The sequence below is a fragment of the Butyrivibrio sp. genome, assembly GCF_015056685.1.
GTDB lineage: Bacteria > Bacillota > Clostridia > Lachnospirales > Lachnospiraceae > Butyrivibrio.
Genome location: NZ_SVFW01000011.1, coordinates 1 through 17,955 on the forward strand (window position 1 = coordinate 1; position 17,955 = coordinate 17,955).

Below are 17,955 nucleotides of genomic sequence, written 5' to 3' on the forward strand. Positions count from 1 at the left end.
TGTTTGAAGCCCGTTTAAGCAAATTACTTATTCTCTACAGGATGAACGCTAGCCTGCTTTTTATCTCTGCCCTTGCGCTCAAATCTAAGAACACCATCAACAAGTGCGTATAATGTATCATCGCTACCGATTCCTACATTTACACCAGGATGAATGTGTGTTCCACGCTGTCTGTATAAAATATTACCGGCCTTTACGAATTGTCCGTCAGCTCTTTTTGCTCCAAGTCTCTTTGACTCTGAGTCTCTACCGTTCTTAGTAGATCCAACACCCTTCTTGTGAGCAAAAAATTGAAGGTTCATATTCATCATGACTTATTCCCTCCTAAATTTAATGTTCAGAAATTTCTTTCCATACTGTTGGAATATGCTGTCTACACCAAGTTCAAAAGATCTTAATAATAAATCTGAATCATTACTTGGTTCATCCTTAAAACTAAGCTTTATAAGTCCTTTGTCTTCATCCTGAACAACACTTATCTCATCCTCGGTGAAATTATCAATGGAATTGATAAGATTGATTGTCAAAACTGAAACTGCAGCGCACACAATATCGTTGCCATAATCAGCAAAGCCTGCATGACCATTGCATTCAATCGATCTGTATTTATCGCTGGACGTCTTGGTAATTGTAATAGTAGTCATATTATTCCAATTGTTAATAATTACATAGAGATTTTTTCAATCTTAACAAGTGTGAATGGCTGTCTGTGACCATTTTTCTTATGGTATCCAGTCTTTCTCTTGTACTTGTAAACAACAACCTTCTTACCACGGCCCTGCTCAACAACTGTAGCGCTAACCTTAGCTCCGCTAACATCGCCAGCAACCTTAAGAGTCTTGTCATCGTTTACTGCAATAACATTATCAAATGTTACTTCTTTTCCAGGCTCTACATCAAGCTTCTCTACTCTGATTTCATCGCCCTCGGAAACTTTGTACTGCTTTCCACCAGTTACAATAATTGCGTACATAAGTTACCTCCTTCTTCAAAAAAACTCGCTAACTTTGGCGGGGATAAACCCACTTCTGCCTAGTTATGCGGCATACCATAGTATATTATCATTGATGTTTACTAATGTCAACAGCTTTTTCAACATCAAGCAATATTTCTTTTAATGATTTATCGTTTTTATTTCTTGTTAATTCCATAATACCAAGGCCTGTAACATCTATAAATTCAGTATGTATATAATCCTGGCGTGCTAGCTTCTTAACAAGTTCAATAAGCTCATCATAATCTTCATCATCTTTCATGTTGATGAAATCAATGAGAATCATGCCTGTAAGGTTTCGCAGTCTTATCTGCCTCATTACTTCCTGTGCAGCTTCGATATTAACCTTTTTGGATATATCTTTTTTACCTGAAATAGCTTTTCCGGTGTTAACATCAATGGCATTAAAGCTCTCAAGCTGCTCGATTATGAGGTAAGCGCCACTTTTGAGCCATACCCTGTTGCCTCTTAAATCCTGAATCTTTGAATTTATTCCGTGTATTCCGGTGTCAGTAATAATAACAGGATCTGTGATGCCTTTAGTTCTAAGAAAAGCTTTTGCTTTATCAATATAAGGAAGAGTTATATCATCGTTCTCAGCATAAAGTGCCTGTTCTTTTGAGTACAAAAGACTACCGTCAGTTCTGATTGTTCCCAAAGAAAGAACCTGAGACATCAGTTTTATACATTCAGATGCATCATCTAATATAGCCTTATTCCTGTCACTATCAATATCAGCTGCATTTGTTCTGACAATAATTCCAAAAGAAGTGTTCTGAAAATCTGCAGAGCTGTTAAAAGATAATCTATTGAAATCTTCCTTCACATCATCGATAAGAGTTTTTCTAATTTTGTCATCGAGCTTTAAAGATGCTCCGACGCCTTTTCTTCCAAGTGTTAGAACAGTGTACTTTCCCGACAAAGATAAATAGGTAGTTAGTTTTGGCTTTTTGGTCTTTATCTTTTCAACCTCAACCTGAACTATTACTTCATCCCCGGCTTTTATGGAATCTTTAGCTTCAAGCTTTCTGTTAATAACGCAGACAGGGAGGATGCTCTTTAAAGGCAGATAACCAATCTCATCATCTTTATATCTTACAAAAGCTGCATCAATATTTTTTACAATATGATCAACTCTTCCAAGATAAATATTATGAAGCTCTCTAGCCCTTATGAATTCCAAAAACTCCAGTTTATTATCAATAAATGCTGTAACAAGCGGTGTATCAAGGTACTTTGAAATAACAATTTCAGCCATTTAGATAAAACCTCTCTGAATTGTCTGTTACAATAAAAGGTTCAATGTATTTCTTGTTATCTTTTTCAACAAGCTTGTAGATATCGATTCTGTGTAGTGAAAGCATTGATACTGAGAACTCTCTATCAAGGCTTTTGAAAAATCCCTCGAATAAAAGAGCCGGTTTCAATGTGGTAGCGCTGCTCATGCTTAAAAGAAGCATAACTTCCTGCTTTTCTGTATCAATCTTATAATCGAATATCATAGGCTTCATATCGATTTCTTTAAAGCCGCTTTTGGTCTTTTTTGTTGCAGGAAGCATATCTTTTGAAAGGTATTTTTCAAATTCAGAAATCCAGTCAAAATCAGGCTTTGAGGTCTCTCTGAATTTAGCGATATATCTTGCTGCATAGACGTCTGTCATGGCTTTAACTGAAGTCTCGTCAAGTTCTTCTACAGCTATGATCTTGATTCCTTCATTCATAACAGCATTTAATCTGTCCATAACATCTGTTACTGATACCATGCTGTTAACTGTCATATCAAGATACTCTCCGTCGCTTGTAACACCAACACTAAGGGGCTGAGCAAAAGAAAGCAGCTGATGAGGACTAAAACCTTCAGAGTACTTTATATCAATTTCAGCTCGTCTTATAGCTTTCTGGAAGTATCTCATTACATCCAAGTGTCCTACAAATTTAATAGGACCATGTTTGGTAAATTTTACACGTAATTTATTCATGCTCTGCCCTCCGTGCAAACACCTACGCCGTAAGATGCAGCTCCGCAGCCAAGGCAGGAAAGTCTGCAGTTAGATGAAGGCTTATTTTCAAGGGCAGTCTTCCATTCACGTAAAAGAAATGCCTTTGAAACTCCACAGTTTATGATATCCCAAGGGAAAATCTCATCTTCAGCACGTTCTCTTGTAGTGTAGAAAAATGGATTAATATTGCACTCATCAAAGACTTCCATCCAGGTGTCAAATTTAAAATATTCACCCCAGGCATCGAAAACACAGCCTTTTTTATATGCCTTCAAGATTACTTCATTAAGCCTTCTGTCACCCCTTGCAAGTACGCCTTCCATCATACTTGCATCAGCTTCATGCCAGTTGTACTTGATATGTTTCTGGTTAAGCTGGGACATAATGCCTTTTCTAGTCTTATTTGCTTTATCAAGGAACTCTTCCTTGGTATTCATTGGTGCCCACTGGAAAGGTGTAAATGGCTTTGGAACAAAGAATGATGTACTTGCTACAATATCAATTGTTCTTCCATTTCTGTTTTCTTTTGGCACTGTCTCAAAATACTCAACAGCGACCTTATTACAGATATCACCGATTCCAAGTATATCTTCATCTGTTTCTGTTGGAAGTCCCAGCATGAAATAGAGCTTAACTTTATTCCATCCGCCGAGGAATGCTTCGTGAGATCCTCTTAAAATATCTTCCTCTGTAAGGCCCTTATTTATAACATTACGCATTCTCTGGGTTCCGGCTTCAGGAGCAAATGTAAGACTGCTCTTTTTAACATCCTGAACTTTACTCATAACATCAAGAGAGAATGCATCAATTCTAAGGGAAGGAAGTGAAATATTTACTTTCTTCTCGTTACAGTTTTTAATCAAAAAGTCTATAAGTTCAGGAAGTTTTGAATAATCACTTGAACTTAAGGAACTTAGGGATATTTCTTCATAACCGGTGTTTTTTAATGCTTCAAGAGCAAGTTCTTTTAGGTGGTCAACGTCTTTTTCACGAAGAGGTTTATAGAGCTGACCGGCCTGACAGAATCTGCAGCCTCTTATGCATCCGCGCATAATTTCCAAAACTACCCTGTCCTGGGTTATCTTGATGTATGGAACAACAGGTTTTGTTGGATAGAACTGGTTTGATACATCAAGACACATCTCTTTATTTATCTGTGCAGGTACGTCTTCATAACAAGGCGTCATTGAAAGAATAGTACCGTCTTCCTTGTATTTGACATCATAAAGAGAAGGCACATAAATACCGGAAATATGAGAACATCTTCTCAAGAATTCCTGACGTGATATACCCTCTTTCCTTGACTTTTTATAGAGGTCAAAGATCTCTCTGTATTTTGTTTCGCCTTCACCTATATAGAACATATCAAAAAAATCCGTTATAGGTTCCGGATTATAAGTACATGGGCCACCACCGATCACTATAGGATAGTCCCAGTCTCTGTCTTTTGCGAGAAGAGGTATCTTTGAAAGATCCAGTATCTGCAAAATGTTTGTATAACACATTTCATACTGGATGGTAAATCCAAGGAAATCAAATTTTCTGATCTCATCCTGTGATTCCAACGCAAAAAGAGGAATGTCCTTTTCCCTGAAGACTTTGTCAGCGTCTACCCATGGAGAATAGACTCTCTCACACCATACATCTTCATAGGAATTAAACATTCCGTAAAGAATTTGAATTCCAAGATGAGACATGCCAATCTCATAAACATCAGGGAAACACATGGCAAATCTGATATCGACAGCGTTTTTGTCTTTATAGACGCTGTTAACCTCATTGCCTATGTATCTCTCGGGTTTCTCAAGATCAAGCAAAGTCTCATCGCTTAGAGCTAAGTTTTCGTTCATACTTTTTCCTTATCTTCTTGACAACTCGTCAGTTATATCCTCCCAGCTAACATTTTTTTCAGCCATGAGGACCATCATATGATACAGGAAATCAGACATTTCGTAAACTATTTCATTATCATTTGGATTTTTTGCGGCAATTACAATCTCTGTAGCTTCCTCGCCCACTTTTTTAAGAATCTTATCAATGCCCTTATCAAAAAGATAATTTGTATAAGATCCCTGTCTTGGATTTACTTTTCTGTCTTTTATTACATCAAATACTTCATCCAGGACTTTTTGAGGATTCTTTTTATCATAGTCAGTTTTGGCTATTTCATTGAAAAAGCATGAATAGCTTCCTGTATGGCAGGCTGCACCGATCTGCTTAACGCTTGCAAGAATCGTATCCTTGTCACAATCAGCATACAAAGCCTTAACAAACTGATAATGTGAGCTTGTCTCTCCTTTAATCCATAACTCATTTCGACTACGGCTAAAATATGTCATTTTTCCTGTCTCGAGAGTTTTATTATAAGCTTCTTCGTTCATATATGCCAGCATAAGAACCTGATCAGTTTTATAATCCTGAACAATTACAGGAACCATGCCATCTGAATTCTTTTTAAGATCATCCCACGAAAGAGCTCCCTTAAGGGCAAAAAGCTCAAAATTATCATTGTCCAGAGCTTTTTTATATTCATCAAGGCTCTTTTCATAGTCATCAATAACGTAGGATATTGTAAAGTCTATGTCAGATGAAGCAAGATCCTTAACTGATTTTGGAAAATATATAAGTTCAGTTGTATATTTCTCAACGAGTTCTTTATTTGCTTTAGTCTGCGCATCATCAGAGAATATTGCATATATTTTTTCTTTGCCAAATTTCTCTGAGCTTTCGGCAAGGCTTTCAATTTCACTCTGCTCTGAAAGATTAACGGCAACCTTTGAACATCCTGCGTAGAGAAGTTTTTTTACATCTTCCATGCGCTTGATATTTCCGGCGCCTATTACATTTCCGTCAGCTTTTTTACATATTGCCTTTATCATATCAAGGGCCTTTTCATGGGCTTCATCGCCCATTCCTCTTGAAAGATCATAAAGAAAAATTGAATTGACGCCCTTCTCATTGTAAATCTTAACAAGCTCCAGTGGATCGTCACATAATACAGTTTTATCTGATACGCCTTTTACAGCCTTTTCGTCATAAAGATAGATACATGGAATAAGCTTTCTTATTTTTGACATATTATAAAGCTCCTTTAGTACTTAAAACGTCTGTTATTCTTGGATCAACCATAGTTGCTGTATCTACAGCTTTTGCAAAAGCTTTAAACATTGCTTCGATCTTGTGGTGGTCGTTGCTGCCGGTCAAAACTCTCAGGTGAATGTTCATCATTGCAGAGTATGAAACTGCGTAAAAGAACTCATTCACAAGCTGTGTATCAAAGTCACCAACCATGGGAGATGTAAATGCTGCATCCATTACAAAATATGGTCTTCCGCAAAGATCTACAGCGGCCAAAACAAGGGATTCGTCCATTGGAAGAATTTCACTTCCATAACGTCTGATACCTTTTTTATCTCCTATAGCCTGTAAAAGGGCCTGTCCAAGGACAATTCCGGTATCTTCTACAGTGTGATGCCCGTCAACATTGAGGTCGCCCTTCACTTTTACTTCCAGATCAAAAAGACCATGTTTTGCAAAAGCTTCAAGCATATGATCAAAAAATCCAATCCCGGTTTCAATGTCAGCCTTGCCTGTACCGTCAATATTAAGCTTTACGCTGATATCAGTTTCTTTTGTCTTCCTGATAACACTTGCAATTCTTTCTCCCATAATTTGTGGCTCCTTGCGTTATGTTAACTAAATATTGCTATTTAATTATAAACAATTTATTAATCTTGCATTTAACAATTATTTTAGAAAGTTTACTTGCAATTTTCGAACCTTACTGCAATTGAATTTGCATGTGCTGTAAGGCCTTCCTCTTTTGCAAATAGTTCGATATCCTTGTGGACTTTATATAAACCTTCCTGTGAATATGAAATGATACTTGTCTTTTTTACGAAGTCATCAACAGAAAGCGGTGAGAAAAATCTTGCTGTCCTATTTGTAGGTAAGATGTGGTTAGGACCTGCAAAGTAGTCTCCAAGCGGCTCTGAAGAATATTCTCCAAGGAAAATAGCACCTGCATTTTTAATCTTGGTCATAGTCTCAAATGGATTTTTGGTAATTATCTCAAGGTGCTCTGATGCAACTGCATTTGCAGCATCTATTGCATCATCCATATTATCTGCTACAAAGATATAGCCATAGTTTTCTAAAGATTTTTTGATGATCTCAGACCTTGAAAGCGTTTTTAAGAACTCATCAATTTCTTTTGACACTTTATCTGCAATATCCTGAGATGTTGTGATAAGTATGCTGCTTGCAAGCTCATCGTGCTCAGCCTGTGATAAAAGATCTGCTGCTACATATCTTGGATTGGCAGTTTCATCAGTCAAAACCAGGATCTCGCTTGGTCCTGCGATCGAATCAATTGAAACGTGTCCAAAGCATGCTTTCTTAGCCAATGCTACAAATATATTTCCAGGTCCTGTTATTTTATCTACCTTTGGAACTGAAGCTGTACCAAAAGCCATAGCCGCGATTGCCTGCGCTCCGCCAACTTTATAAATTTCAGTAACACCTGCTATATCTGCTGCAACAAGGGTTCCGGCATTTACTTTACCATCCTTTGAAGGTGGTGTGCACATTACAATTCTTTCAACTCCGGCAACTTTTGCCGGAACTACATTCATGAGAACGCTTGACGGGTAAGCAGCTTTACCGCCGGGAACATATACGCCTGAGATCTCGATAGGAAGGATTCTCTGGCCAAGTATGCTTCCGTCTTCTTTTGTATCGATCCAGGTATTTCTCTTTTGCTTTTCATGGAAAACTCTGATATTTTCAGCGCTCTTTTTCATGACTTCCACAAAGTCATCTGAAAGCTCTTTATAAGCTTCTTCTATCTCTTTTCTTGTAACTTTTATAGTCTTTTCATTTACAGCAAATCTATCAAACTTAAGCGTGTAGTCAAAAAGAGCTTTATCGCCGTTTTCTCTCACATTATTGATGATCTCATTTACTGTATTTTCGTATTCTGTATAGTTTCCGGGATTTCTTTTTAAAAGATTTCCTAAAAGCTCATCTTTTGTTTCTTTGGTAAGTTTTACTGTGCGCATATATTAGAGATTCTCCTTTATGTCATTTATAAGCTTTCTTATTCTTTCAGTTTCCATCTGCATGCTGACCTGATTGACGATCATTCTTGCAGATAGAGGACAGATTTCCTCAAGTACTTCAAGTCCGTTCTCTCTAAGTGTTGAGCCTGTCTCAACGATATCAACTATGACGTCACTTAAATTTACTATAGGTCCTAGCTCCACAGAGCCGTTAAGCTTTATGATGTCAACAGTCTGATGTTTTTGATTAAAGAAATAATCCTTGGCGATCTCAGGGTATTTGCTTGCTACTCTGATAAGTTCCCTGTGTTCAAGGAGTTTTTTGGCTTCTGCAGGTCCGCATACACACATCCTGCATTTTCCAAAGCCCAGGTCAAGCACTTCATAAACCCTTCTTTTTTCTTCCATTATGGTATCAGCGCCAACAATTCCTATATCAGCAGCACCATATTCTACGTAAGTTGGCACGTCAGGGCCTTTTGCCAAAAAGAATTTCAGTTTTAGTTCTTCATTTGTAAAAATAAGCTTTCTTGTCTTTTTATCTAAGATCTCATCACAGGTAATACCGCATTTGTTTAGTATTTCCATTGTGCTGTCTACAAGTCTCCCCTTCCCAAGGGCAAAGGTCAAATATCTCATAATGCCTCCATTTATTCATGCAAAAGACAAACATTTTTGCCCTGCTGTCTAAGGTCTGTTGCTTTTTTTAGAGCATCATCAAAATTATCTTCGTTATAAGTAACGGATATGGCAGATGCTTCATGTTCGAATTCTATGCCCTGTCTTTTACAAGCAGAAATAAGGTCATCAAGTATGATCACAAATCCTATGGCAGGCGCATCTTTTCCGTATTTTCCAAGAAGATTGTCGTATCGTCCGCCCTTTGCTATAGCATCAGGAGCGCCGTAGGTGTAGGCACTAAATATCACGCCTGTGTAGTAATTAAACTTACTAAGGACACTAAGGTCAAAAGAAATATATTTCTGAACACCATAGCTTGTAAGCACTTTATAGAGCTTTTTTAGCCTCTTAACAGCGTTTAGTGACATTTCGTTATTGGCGATGTTTTCTGCCCTTTCAAGAGCATCATCAGAGCCTATAAATTCAGAAACCTTAAGGATCTGGTCAATGTACTTTGAATCTATGTTTCGCTCGTTCATAAGACTTTCTGCTGCAAAATAGTTTTTAGAAGTGATCTGCTCTCTTATTGCCGCTTCTGTTTCCTTATCGATACCGGCTTCAATGCAAAGGCCCTTATAAAATCCGGCATCACCGACACTTATCTGAAAATCGCTAAGCCCTGCGCTCTTAAGACAACTTACCAAAAGAGCTATCATTTCAGCGTCAGCCATTACAGAATCATCATTCATAAGCTCTACACCGATGTTGTAATTCTCTTTTAGTTTTCCCTGCAGATTAGAGGTGTTTAAGAAGGTTTTTCCCTCATAACAAACTCTTACAGGAGTACCGTTTTCAAGCAGAACTTTTGAAGCGCATCTTGCAATGGATGGTGTGAAGTCAGGACGAAGAACAAGAGTATTTCCTTCTTTGTCGAAAAACTTATAGAGCTCTTTTGCATCAGTAGTATTGATTTCCTCTGCGAACACATCAAAATACTCAAATGTAGGTGTATCAATGTCCTGATACCCAAAGCTCTTCATCTTGCCATGGATTTTCTCGGCAATTATTTTCTTGTCACTACATTCTTCACCATAGATATCCCTTACTCCATCAGGAGTATGTAACAGAACTTTGCTCATAATACCTCTTTTCACTTTCGCGTGGTACAGTGCTACTCTGATAGTATGCTAATATAGTAAAGAGTTTAACATCCAATATTAACTTATGTCAATTATTTATTCCCTTCCCTCTAAATCTTTTTGGATAGTATCAAGAAAAGGGATCAAAATGCCGGATTCACCGGGTGAATGTATTGTATAGGAAATATCGAGCTCATCGTGGCGAAAGCTCTTTCTGCCGCCATTCTCAGCTCTTTCCCAAAATTCTTTTAATTTTCTATAGGGTAAATAATAGAACTCGTTTAGACTTGTAAAATATATCAAAAAGAAAGCAACACCATCCTGCTTTTCAAAATCCTGCATAAATGCAACCTGATGAGGATGAATGTTCTCTAAGGCAAAAGTAGTTGTAGCGCATTCCTTTGCATCAAAACAAACAGGAATGCCCTGAACAACTCCTATATAATCGACTGTACTTTTCTGGTCAAAATATGCCAGTGTGATGTGCCTGGTCTGTTTATCAATGTTAATGGGTGTGATAGGTGTAGGAATTTTCTGAATAAGCGCAAGGCCAAGTTCCTGATACCTTTCATTGGACCTGTTTATAAGTTCCTCTAATGTGGAACCTCTAAGTCCCCTTGATTTCCAAGTTGGCATGTTTCTCCCCCTAGATACCCTCAAACACAGAAGGCAGTTTTGCAATAAATTCTCTCCCCGAGAGATATTCAAGTTCTCCGGACATATTATCCGGGAAATGAATCCTATAGCTGTGTAGCAGCTGATAATTTATACCATTATATTTCTTGCCGCCATATTTAATATCTCCAATAAGCGGATGGCCAATGCTTGATAAATGAGCCCTTATCTGATGGGGCTTACCTGTTATGAGCTTAACTTCAAGCATGGTAAGATCAGATTTTTCATAGTATTCCAAAGGCTTATATTCAGTTTCGATATATGAATATCTGTCATCTTTAGGATCATTTTCTTTTATAAAGACTTTGTTTTTGGCTTCATCCTTATAAAGATAGCCCTTAAGTCTTATACTGTCTGTGATCCTTCCGGATACAAGCGTCCTGTAGAATTTATCAAGAGTCCTGTCTTTTAGCATTTGGTTCATTTCTCTTGCGCCGGATAAAGACTTAGCGCAGATAACAAGACCTGATGTATTCCTGTCAAGGCGGTTACATATGGATGGCTTATAGGTTAAAAGACTCTCCTGTGTAACTGAGCCTTTATTTAAAAGATAATAGATAAGCCAGTCATTGAGGCTTATATCATCTTTATCAGCTTTTTGGGACAAAAGACCTGCAGGCTTATTTACAAATATTACATTGTCATCTTCATAAACTATTTCAACTGAAAGCTTCTCGTAGGATGAACTTTTTTTCTCATTTACGGGCGAGTTTTTCTTTCCTACAAACTTAGCAAATGTCTCATCTGAAAAGTAAATCTTTATAGAATCTCCGACTTTAAGCTTTTCTTTCCCGTCTGCTTTCTTGTCATTTAATGTAATATTCTTTTTTCGCAGCATCTTATAAATAAAACTGCCGGTTGCTTCAGACAGATAAGCCTTTAGAAAGCTATCAAGTCTTTTGCTTTCCTGATTTTTATCAATAACTATTTCTTTCATTCTTTTCTTATAGAACCTTTATATAAACAAAAATCATAGAGATATGGACAAAAGAACTGCTGCAGGGGTCTGAACAGTTCCAACTTCCCATGATTCTTCAATGGCAACGGGATCAATCTTCTTTTCTTCGCGAAGTTTATCAAGCTGAAGGAGCCTGTCACAGAATTTATCTGTATCTGTAAATACTTTAATGCTGTAACTTGAATACCCGCTTCCTGCCATCATCTTCTTAATATGCTTCTCACAGTCTGATTCTTCCATGTCTTTATCAGCTGCCAGAGCACATATATTCTTATCAAGTACTGTAGAAGCTGCGATATAGAAGTTTTTGTCATAGGATGTGATTATATGATCATAATGGATCAAAAGACCACCCTTATTATCTTCAATCTTCTTATAATCCTTAAGTGAGCAGCTTTTGGCTTTCAGGAACATGATCAGGTTTACACCGCTCCATCCTGTTGGAAGACAAAGAACTGCAGCAATAATACTAAATATACTCTTCTGACTGTGATATATAAATAATCCTGTAAAAAATACAATAAGAACAATTGCAAGGCATATAGCGGTTCTTATGATTGCTACCTTTTTTCTGTATTCAATATAACCAAATTCACCTTTATCTACACGTTTCATAATATTACCTGTGTTATTCTACTCCAAGTTCTTTTAATTCATTTTCTGTAAGTGGTCTGTACTGACCTGGTAAAAGAGTTTCATCAAGAAAGAGCGGCCCAAATGTAACTCTTTTTAAGAAAACAACCTTATTTCCAACAGCTTCCATCATTCTTTTTACCTGATGGAAACGTCCCTCATGGATAATAAGATGAACAACAGGATTGCCCTTGTCGTCATTTTCTTTCCTTATGACCCGTGCTTGCATGGTAAGATACGGATCGCCATTATCTTTTTTATCGCCTATATCTACGCCACTTTCAAGCTCACTTATATCCTCGTCGCTTAGCTCTTTTTCAAGATGAACTTCATAGGTTTTATCTACATGTTTTTTAGGAGAAAGAAGCCTGTGAATAAGACCGCCGTCGTCTGTCAAAAGAAGTAGTCCAACAGTATCAATATCAAGACGGCCTGCAGGATTTAAGCCTTTTACATTTTCATCTTTAAGTAGATCAAGGACTGTTTTATTTCTCCCATCAGTTGTGGCTGATACTACTCCATCAGGCTTATAAAGCATGTAATAATGGAATTTACTAAATGTAAGTTCGATACCATCAAAGGCAATTACATCAGCATTCTCATCAATATGAATGTCAGCCTTTTTAACGGGAGTTCCATTTACTGAACATCTTCCGTTTTTAACATATTCTTTTATTTGTTTGCGGGTACCAACATTGTGGTCGCCCAAAAATTTATCTAATCTCAATTTCTTCTCTCTTTAATTGGTATACCCTGTAACCAAAACAGGTTCACTTTCCTTGTAAAGTTCATAATTATTATATGCTCTGCATACAATAGTAGGTGATACAACGCCCTTTGGAATATTCACATTAAAGGACTGTGTCTCCTTTGTTCTGTCCCACATCTGCAATATTGAGAAGGTTTTGCCACCATCATAACTATAGGAATAATAAATTACCGGTGACTGGCTGTCCTTTGTACTCATCTCTATAAGAGCGTTTCTGCTGTTACTGTCAAAAGAAACACAGGAAACCTTGCAGTAATCCGGCTCTGTGAAATCCTGACTTAAACGAGTTTTAGGCATGCTGACAGTTTTGAAACTATAATTGGAATAGTCAGCTCCTGTAGTCTTGGAAGTAAGCTTAAAATACTTGGCTACTGCAGTTGCATCTGTTACTCCAAGTGTCTTTAGGAATCCGGAAGTATTAAGAAATGGCAGATCATAACCGTGATCAAGGTAGGCGTGCTCAATAATTACGCAAGGAATGTCTCTTGCTACGCTCTGCCTTATTATTCCATAATAGTCTTTGCCTGTTTTGCCAATTTTTGTCTTTACACCTTTCTGGTAAAGTCCAAGATTTCCAAGCTCATCAGACATAATCTGCCCAAACTCAGTACCCTTTTTGTAAAAAGAGCCAAAAGCTGATGTCCATATCTCGGAACCATAAAAATTATGTTCCAAAGAAGCATTGAAATGGATGCTGTACATAAAATCTGCTTTTAAACTCTGGGCAGTAGCTGCACGATCCTCAAGTGATATAAAAGTATCAGTTGTTCTTGTCAGGTATACTGTTACATTATCATACTTTTCAAGCTCTTCCTTCATTGCAGTTGCTACCTGCATTGTCATCTCTTTTTCAGAAAATCCGTTATACTGCGCACCAAGATTTCTTTCTCCGGTTCCGCCATGGCCCGGATCGATCACTATAACAACATTCTTAGATGCTGAGGCAGCTTCTGCTTTTATAGGCATAGTTGCCCCTAAAAGCCCCAAAAGAATTACAATAGTTAAAACAAAAGAAATAATGCTTTTTTTCATAAAATCCCCCCACATGTATGATGCAATGCAAATTCCTATGATATAAATAAGCTGTCGCAAAAAAGCGGCAGCTTATAATGTTCTATCAGTTAAGCATATCAAGGTTGATCGCTTCAGATGAAGCGGAATCACCAGCTTCACCGGCTACTGCATCCTGAGCTGTATATCCGGCATCTCCGGAAACCTCAGGCTGTTTAAGATCAGCTCTGTTTGATTTTATAACTTCACTGTACTGTGTAAGAGCTGAAAGAATGCTATCATTGCTCTGTGAAACTGATTTAACGATCTCAAGACTATGCTGCTTAACAGCATCTATGATCTCATCATTGTTTTTGCTTGTGGCATCGATCGACTGTGCGATGACATCCTCAACTCCTGCCAAAAGCTGGTCTGTATACTGAACTGCAGCACCCTTCATATTATTGGCTTCGATCATTGCATTATCAAGGATCTCTTTTGCCTGCATTGCAGCCTGTGATACGACTTCATTGGCCTGAGCGTATGCCTGCTGCATGATCTCATGTTCATTTATAAGCTGATTAGTCTTGATTGTTGCCTGATTTACGATCTCTTCAGCCTTTTTCCTTGCATCATTTAAAATAGCTTCTTTGTTGCTGATGATTTTCTGATACTTTTTGATTTCCTCTGGTGTTTTGCTTCTGAGTTCTCGAAGGAGCTCGTCAATTTCCTCTTTGTTAACAATTATCTTAGTCTGTGATAAAGGCTGAGGTTTACAGTTGTCGATATATGTCTCTATCTCGTCAATCAACTGTTCAATTCTGCTAGTCATTTTTTAATTCCCCCTGACTTATTTTCTGAACCCATACTTTTTATATAATGTGTCAGCGACAAAATCCGGAACACATGGAGTAATATCGCCGTTATAGCTTGCAACTTCTTTTACAACCGAGCTGCTAAGGTAAGAATACTGAAGTGAAGTTGTTAAGAAAACAGTATCAACTTCATTGTGAGAGAGTTCCTTATTGGTCTGCGCGATCTGAAGCTCATACTCAAAATCGGTAATAGCTCTAAGGCCACGAATAACAATATGAATATTCTCTTTTTTACAATAGTCTATAAGAAGGCCACTAAAAGACTCAACATATACGTTATTTAGGCCACTTACTGACTCTCTTATCATTTTAACACGTTCATCAAGCGTAAACAATGGAGTTTTAGCGGAATTGCACATGACAGCCACTATAACTTTATCAAACATCTGTGATGCACGCTTTATTATATCTAAATGTCCGTAAGTAACTGGATCGAAACTTCCGGGATATACTGCAACTTTCACAGTTACTCCTTTCTATAAAGAAATACATGTTTATTTGTTTTGTATTCCTTTTCTCTTCTTACTTCAAAGCCATAATCATTTGCAAAAGAGAAATCCATATCGAGAGCACTTTCTACAATGATCATGGTATTTGGAGTTACATAGTCCATATTGGATAACTGAGACAATGTTCTCTCATAAAGGTCCTCATGATAAGGAGGGTCGATAAAGATAATATCAACCTCTTTCTCATGAATATTCCTAAGGCCTAATACTACGTCCTGTTTAAGAACAGTTGAAACATCTTCAAAATGAGTTGTTCTCAAATTTTCCATGATGCATTTGTATGCAGAATTGGCATTCTCAATAAAATAAGCCTTTTTAGCTCCTCTTGAGAGGGCTTCAATTCCAATTCCACCGCTTCCGGAAAAAAGATCAACAAATACAGCGCCAGGAACCTGATTCTGTATCATGTTGAAAAGTGTCTCTTTAATTCTGTCCTGTGTAGGCCTTGTGTCATTTCCTTCAGGAGTTATTAATCGTAATCTTCTAGCTGAACCTGCAATTACTCTCATAATCTCACCTTTGTTCCCTTAGTATCTCTGCTTGTAACTTTGAGATGTCCAAGCTGAAGCTCTTTATCGTTATGCTCGATCATCTTTTCTTCCATATCGTTGAGATAATATACATCCCTGATATAGTCATTCTTTCCAAGTCTCATTCCTCTGACACCAACAGCAGCCTTCTTTTTCTCCGGAATCGTTTCAACATAGAAACGCAGGAAATAGCCATCGTTAGATCTAAGGATTACAGTTTTCTGTGTGTGAATGACTTCAACATTTACAACTTCGTCGCCATCCATAAGCTTTGTAGCAGCAACTGTTCTCTTTGATACATCAAATTCGCCGCCATCAACTATCTTCATCATAGCCTGTTTTGTAGTAAATACAAGTCTGTAGAGATTAAGCTCAGACTGGCTGGCAGCAAGGACGATAGTCTCCTTGGAAGTGTCAAAATTGCTGACATTATCAATAGGAATTCCCTTGTCTCTCATTTTACCCTGAGGAAGATCCATCGCCTTTACAGTATGCAGATTTCCTGCATTTGTGAAGAAGCAGACCTTACCAGTGTTTTTCATGATAAATGAGAACTTGAATTCTGCCTGGATTGTCTCTTTATTTTTTTCGTATGTGTTGGCATCTATGGTCTTTGCATATCCGAATCTGTCCATGATAAATGCCACATCTGTTTCTTCTACAGGCTTTTCTTCGTATACAGCGGTTTCTCTGTTATCGATTATTGTCTTTCTTGGAGCCTGATACTCTTTTTTGATCTTATTAAGATCATTTTGTATAACAAGTGACATAGACTCATGGCTTTCAAGGATATCTTCATACTTGAAAATGTTGGCCACTGTCTCTTCATGCTCTTTAATAAGTGCATCAAGTTCAAGTCCAATAAGTTTATAAAGTCTCATTTCAAGGATTGCATCAGCCTGTGCTTCAGTAAACATAAGCTGAGAAGCCATTGCTTTAGACTCTCTTGATTTGAAATTAATTCCTTCAGTCTCTCCATTAACAAGGCAGTTCTTGGCCATGCTTCTATCTTTAGAGCCTCTTAAGATCTCAATAACAAGGTCAATTACATTGCAGGCTTTGATGAGGCCTTCCTGAATTTCCTTCTTTTCCTGCTCTTTTTTAAGAAGAGTTGTATACTTTCTGGTTGCTACTTCAAACTGGAAGTCAGCACATGCTCTCATGATTTCCTTAAGAGACATGGTTTCAGGCCTGCCGTTATCAATAGCAAGCATATTTACGCCAAAAGTATCTTCAAGCTTAGTCTTTTTGTAGAGAAGATTTGTAAAGTTCTCTACATCTGTATCTTTTTTAAGCTCAATTACAATTCTGATACCCTCTTTTGAGGACTGGTTAGAGATATCAACAATGTCATTTGTGATCTTCTTTTCAGCAAGTTCAGCTACATCAGCCATGAACTTACCGATACCGGCACCGATCATTGTGTAAGGAATCTCTGTAATAACAAGATTTATGTGGCCATTTTTGCCCTTTTCAGTCTCAACCTTACCTCTGATCTTGATCTTACCTGAACCGGTCTCATAGATGTTTCTAAGTTCATCCTTATTGATTACAACGCCACCGGTAGGAAAATCAGGTCCTTTTATATATTTCATGAGATCCTTTGTAGTTAAAGAATCATCCTGAATATAAGCTATTTCAGCATCTATTACTTCTGCAAGGTTATGAGGAGGTGTGCTTGTTGCCATACCTACCGCAATACCTTCAGAACCATTTATAAGAAAATTCGGTATCTTTACAGGAAGAACTGATGGCTCTCTTTCAGTTTCATCAAAGTTTGGTAAAAAATCTACTACATCCTTATCAAGATCCTGAAGAAAGTTTTCCTGAGTAACCTTTGAAAGTCTGGCCTCTGTGTAACGCATTGCAGCTGCGCCATCACCCTCGATGTTACCAAAGTTACCGTGACCATCTACAAGAGGGATCATCTTTTTGAAGTCCTGTGTCATTACGACAAGACAGTCATAAATTGAGCTATCACCGTGAGGATGATATTTACCCATGGTATCGCCGACAATTCTGGCACTTTTTCTGTATGGTCTGTCATATCTTATACCCAGTTCATACATATCGTATAAAGTTCTTCTCTGAACAGGCTTAAGTCCATCCCTTATATCAGGAAGAGCTCTTGCGATTATGACACTCATGGCATAATCTATGAAAGACTTCTGCATAACTTCAGAGTATTCAGTTCTAATAATT

20 protein-coding genes are annotated in these 17,955 nt (G+C 37.6%); all 20 read right to left on the bottom strand.

The window, feature by feature from the left end; genetic code table 11:
• Positions 1 to 23 precede the first annotated feature (23 nt).
• Positions 24 to 311, bottom strand: a complete 288-nt coding sequence (rpmA, locus tag E7303_RS05340; protein ID WP_022774002.1) for a 50S ribosomal protein L27 — start codon at positions 309 to 311, stop codon at positions 24 to 26.
• Between the two features lie 3 nt (positions 312 to 314).
• On the bottom strand, positions 315 to 644 hold the full coding sequence (locus tag E7303_RS05345; protein WP_022774000.1) for a ribosomal-processing cysteine protease Prp: 330 nt from the start codon (positions 642 to 644) through the stop codon (positions 315 to 317).
• 20 nt (positions 645 to 664) lie between these two features.
• Positions 665 to 973: a 50S ribosomal protein L21 gene (gene rplU / locus E7303_RS05350; protein WP_022773999.1), complete on the bottom strand. Its 309-nt coding sequence runs from the start codon at positions 971 to 973 to the stop codon at positions 665 to 667.
• Positions 974 to 1,061: 88 nt separating this feature from the next.
• On the bottom strand, positions 1,062 to 2,252 hold the full coding sequence (locus E7303_RS05355) for a ribonuclease E/G (RefSeq protein ID WP_292144191.1): 1,191 nt from the start codon (positions 2,250 to 2,252) through the stop codon (positions 1,062 to 1,064).
• On the bottom strand, positions 2,245 to 2,973 hold the full coding sequence (locus E7303_RS05360) for a TIGR03936 family radical SAM-associated protein (RefSeq protein WP_292144192.1): 729 nt from the start codon (positions 2,971 to 2,973) through the stop codon (positions 2,245 to 2,247). Before E7303_RS05360 ends, E7303_RS05355 begins: the two co-directional genes overlap by 8 nt.
• A complete protein-coding gene (locus tag E7303_RS05365) occupies positions 2,970 to 4,844 on the bottom strand; it encodes a TIGR03960 family B12-binding radical SAM protein (RefSeq protein WP_292144193.1) in 1,875 nt (624 codons plus the stop codon). Before E7303_RS05365 ends, E7303_RS05360 begins: the two co-directional genes overlap by 4 nt.
• 9 nt (positions 4,845 to 4,853) lie before the next feature.
• Positions 4,854 to 6,071 carry a bifunctional phosphoribosyl-AMP cyclohydrolase/phosphoribosyl-ATP diphosphatase HisIE gene (gene hisIE, locus E7303_RS05370; RefSeq protein ID WP_292144194.1) on the bottom strand — a complete coding sequence of 406 codons (1,218 nt, stop codon included), beginning with the start codon at positions 6,069 to 6,071 and terminating at the stop codon, positions 4,854 to 4,856.
• 1 nt (position 6,072) lies between these two features.
• Complete coding sequence (gene hisB / locus E7303_RS05375) at positions 6,073 to 6,663, bottom strand: imidazoleglycerol-phosphate dehydratase HisB (protein ID WP_103867930.1); 591 nt, start codon at positions 6,661 to 6,663, stop codon at positions 6,073 to 6,075.
• A gap of 92 nt (positions 6,664 to 6,755) precedes the next feature.
• The gene (gene hisD / locus E7303_RS05380) at positions 6,756 to 8,054 is read right to left on the bottom strand and encodes a histidinol dehydrogenase (RefSeq protein ID WP_292144195.1); all 1,299 of its coding nucleotides are present in this window, start codon (positions 8,052 to 8,054) and stop codon (positions 6,756 to 6,758) included.
• 3 nt (positions 8,055 to 8,057) lie between these two features.
• Positions 8,058 to 8,693, bottom strand: coding sequence for an ATP phosphoribosyltransferase (gene hisG / locus E7303_RS05385; protein ID WP_292144196.1), 636 nt, complete (start codon positions 8,691 to 8,693; stop codon positions 8,058 to 8,060).
• Between the two features lie 11 nt (positions 8,694 to 8,704).
• Complete coding sequence (gene hisZ / locus E7303_RS05390; RefSeq protein WP_292144197.1) at positions 8,705 to 9,814, bottom strand: ATP phosphoribosyltransferase regulatory subunit; 1,110 nt, start codon at positions 9,812 to 9,814, stop codon at positions 8,705 to 8,707.
• Between the two features lie 96 nt (positions 9,815 to 9,910).
• Positions 9,911 to 10,450 (bottom strand): Holliday junction resolvase RecU, encoded by a 540-nt coding sequence (locus E7303_RS05395; RefSeq protein WP_292144198.1) that lies wholly within the window; start codon positions 10,448 to 10,450, stop codon positions 9,911 to 9,913.
• A gap of 10 nt (positions 10,451 to 10,460) precedes the next feature.
• Entirely contained in the window at positions 10,461 to 11,426 is a 966-nt protein-coding gene (locus tag E7303_RS05400; RefSeq protein WP_292144199.1) for an RluA family pseudouridine synthase, read from the bottom strand.
• A gap of 33 nt (positions 11,427 to 11,459) precedes the next feature.
• Positions 11,460 to 12,062, bottom strand: a complete 603-nt coding sequence (locus E7303_RS05405; RefSeq protein ID WP_292144200.1) for a hypothetical protein — start codon at positions 12,060 to 12,062, stop codon at positions 11,460 to 11,462.
• A gap of 13 nt (positions 12,063 to 12,075) precedes the next feature.
• Positions 12,076 to 12,807 (bottom strand): pseudouridine synthase, encoded by a 732-nt coding sequence (locus E7303_RS05410; protein WP_292144201.1) that lies wholly within the window; start codon positions 12,805 to 12,807, stop codon positions 12,076 to 12,078.
• A 12-nt stretch (positions 12,808 to 12,819) separates the two neighbouring features.
• On the bottom strand, positions 12,820 to 13,881 hold the full coding sequence (locus tag E7303_RS05415) for an N-acetylmuramoyl-L-alanine amidase family protein (protein WP_292144202.1): 1,062 nt from the start codon (positions 13,879 to 13,881) through the stop codon (positions 12,820 to 12,822).
• Positions 13,882 to 13,966: 85 nt separating this feature from the next.
• Entirely contained in the window at positions 13,967 to 14,671 is a 705-nt protein-coding gene (locus E7303_RS05420; RefSeq protein WP_292144203.1) for an ATPase, read from the bottom strand.
• 18 nt (positions 14,672 to 14,689) lie between these two features.
• The gene (gene coaD, locus E7303_RS05425; protein ID WP_103867921.1) at positions 14,690 to 15,178 is read right to left on the bottom strand and encodes a pantetheine-phosphate adenylyltransferase; all 489 of its coding nucleotides are present in this window, start codon (positions 15,176 to 15,178) and stop codon (positions 14,690 to 14,692) included.
• Between the two features lie 2 nt (positions 15,179 to 15,180).
• Positions 15,181 to 15,732, bottom strand: coding sequence for a 16S rRNA (guanine(966)-N(2))-methyltransferase RsmD (gene rsmD, locus E7303_RS05430; protein WP_292144204.1), 552 nt, complete (start codon positions 15,730 to 15,732; stop codon positions 15,181 to 15,183).
• Positions 15,729 to 17,927 carry a DNA gyrase/topoisomerase IV subunit A gene (locus E7303_RS05435; protein WP_051142967.1) on the bottom strand — a complete coding sequence of 733 codons (2,199 nt, stop codon included), beginning with the start codon at positions 17,925 to 17,927 and terminating at the stop codon, positions 15,729 to 15,731. Before E7303_RS05435 ends, rsmD begins: the two co-directional genes overlap by 4 nt.
• Between the last annotated feature and the right edge of the window lie 28 nt (positions 17,928 to 17,955).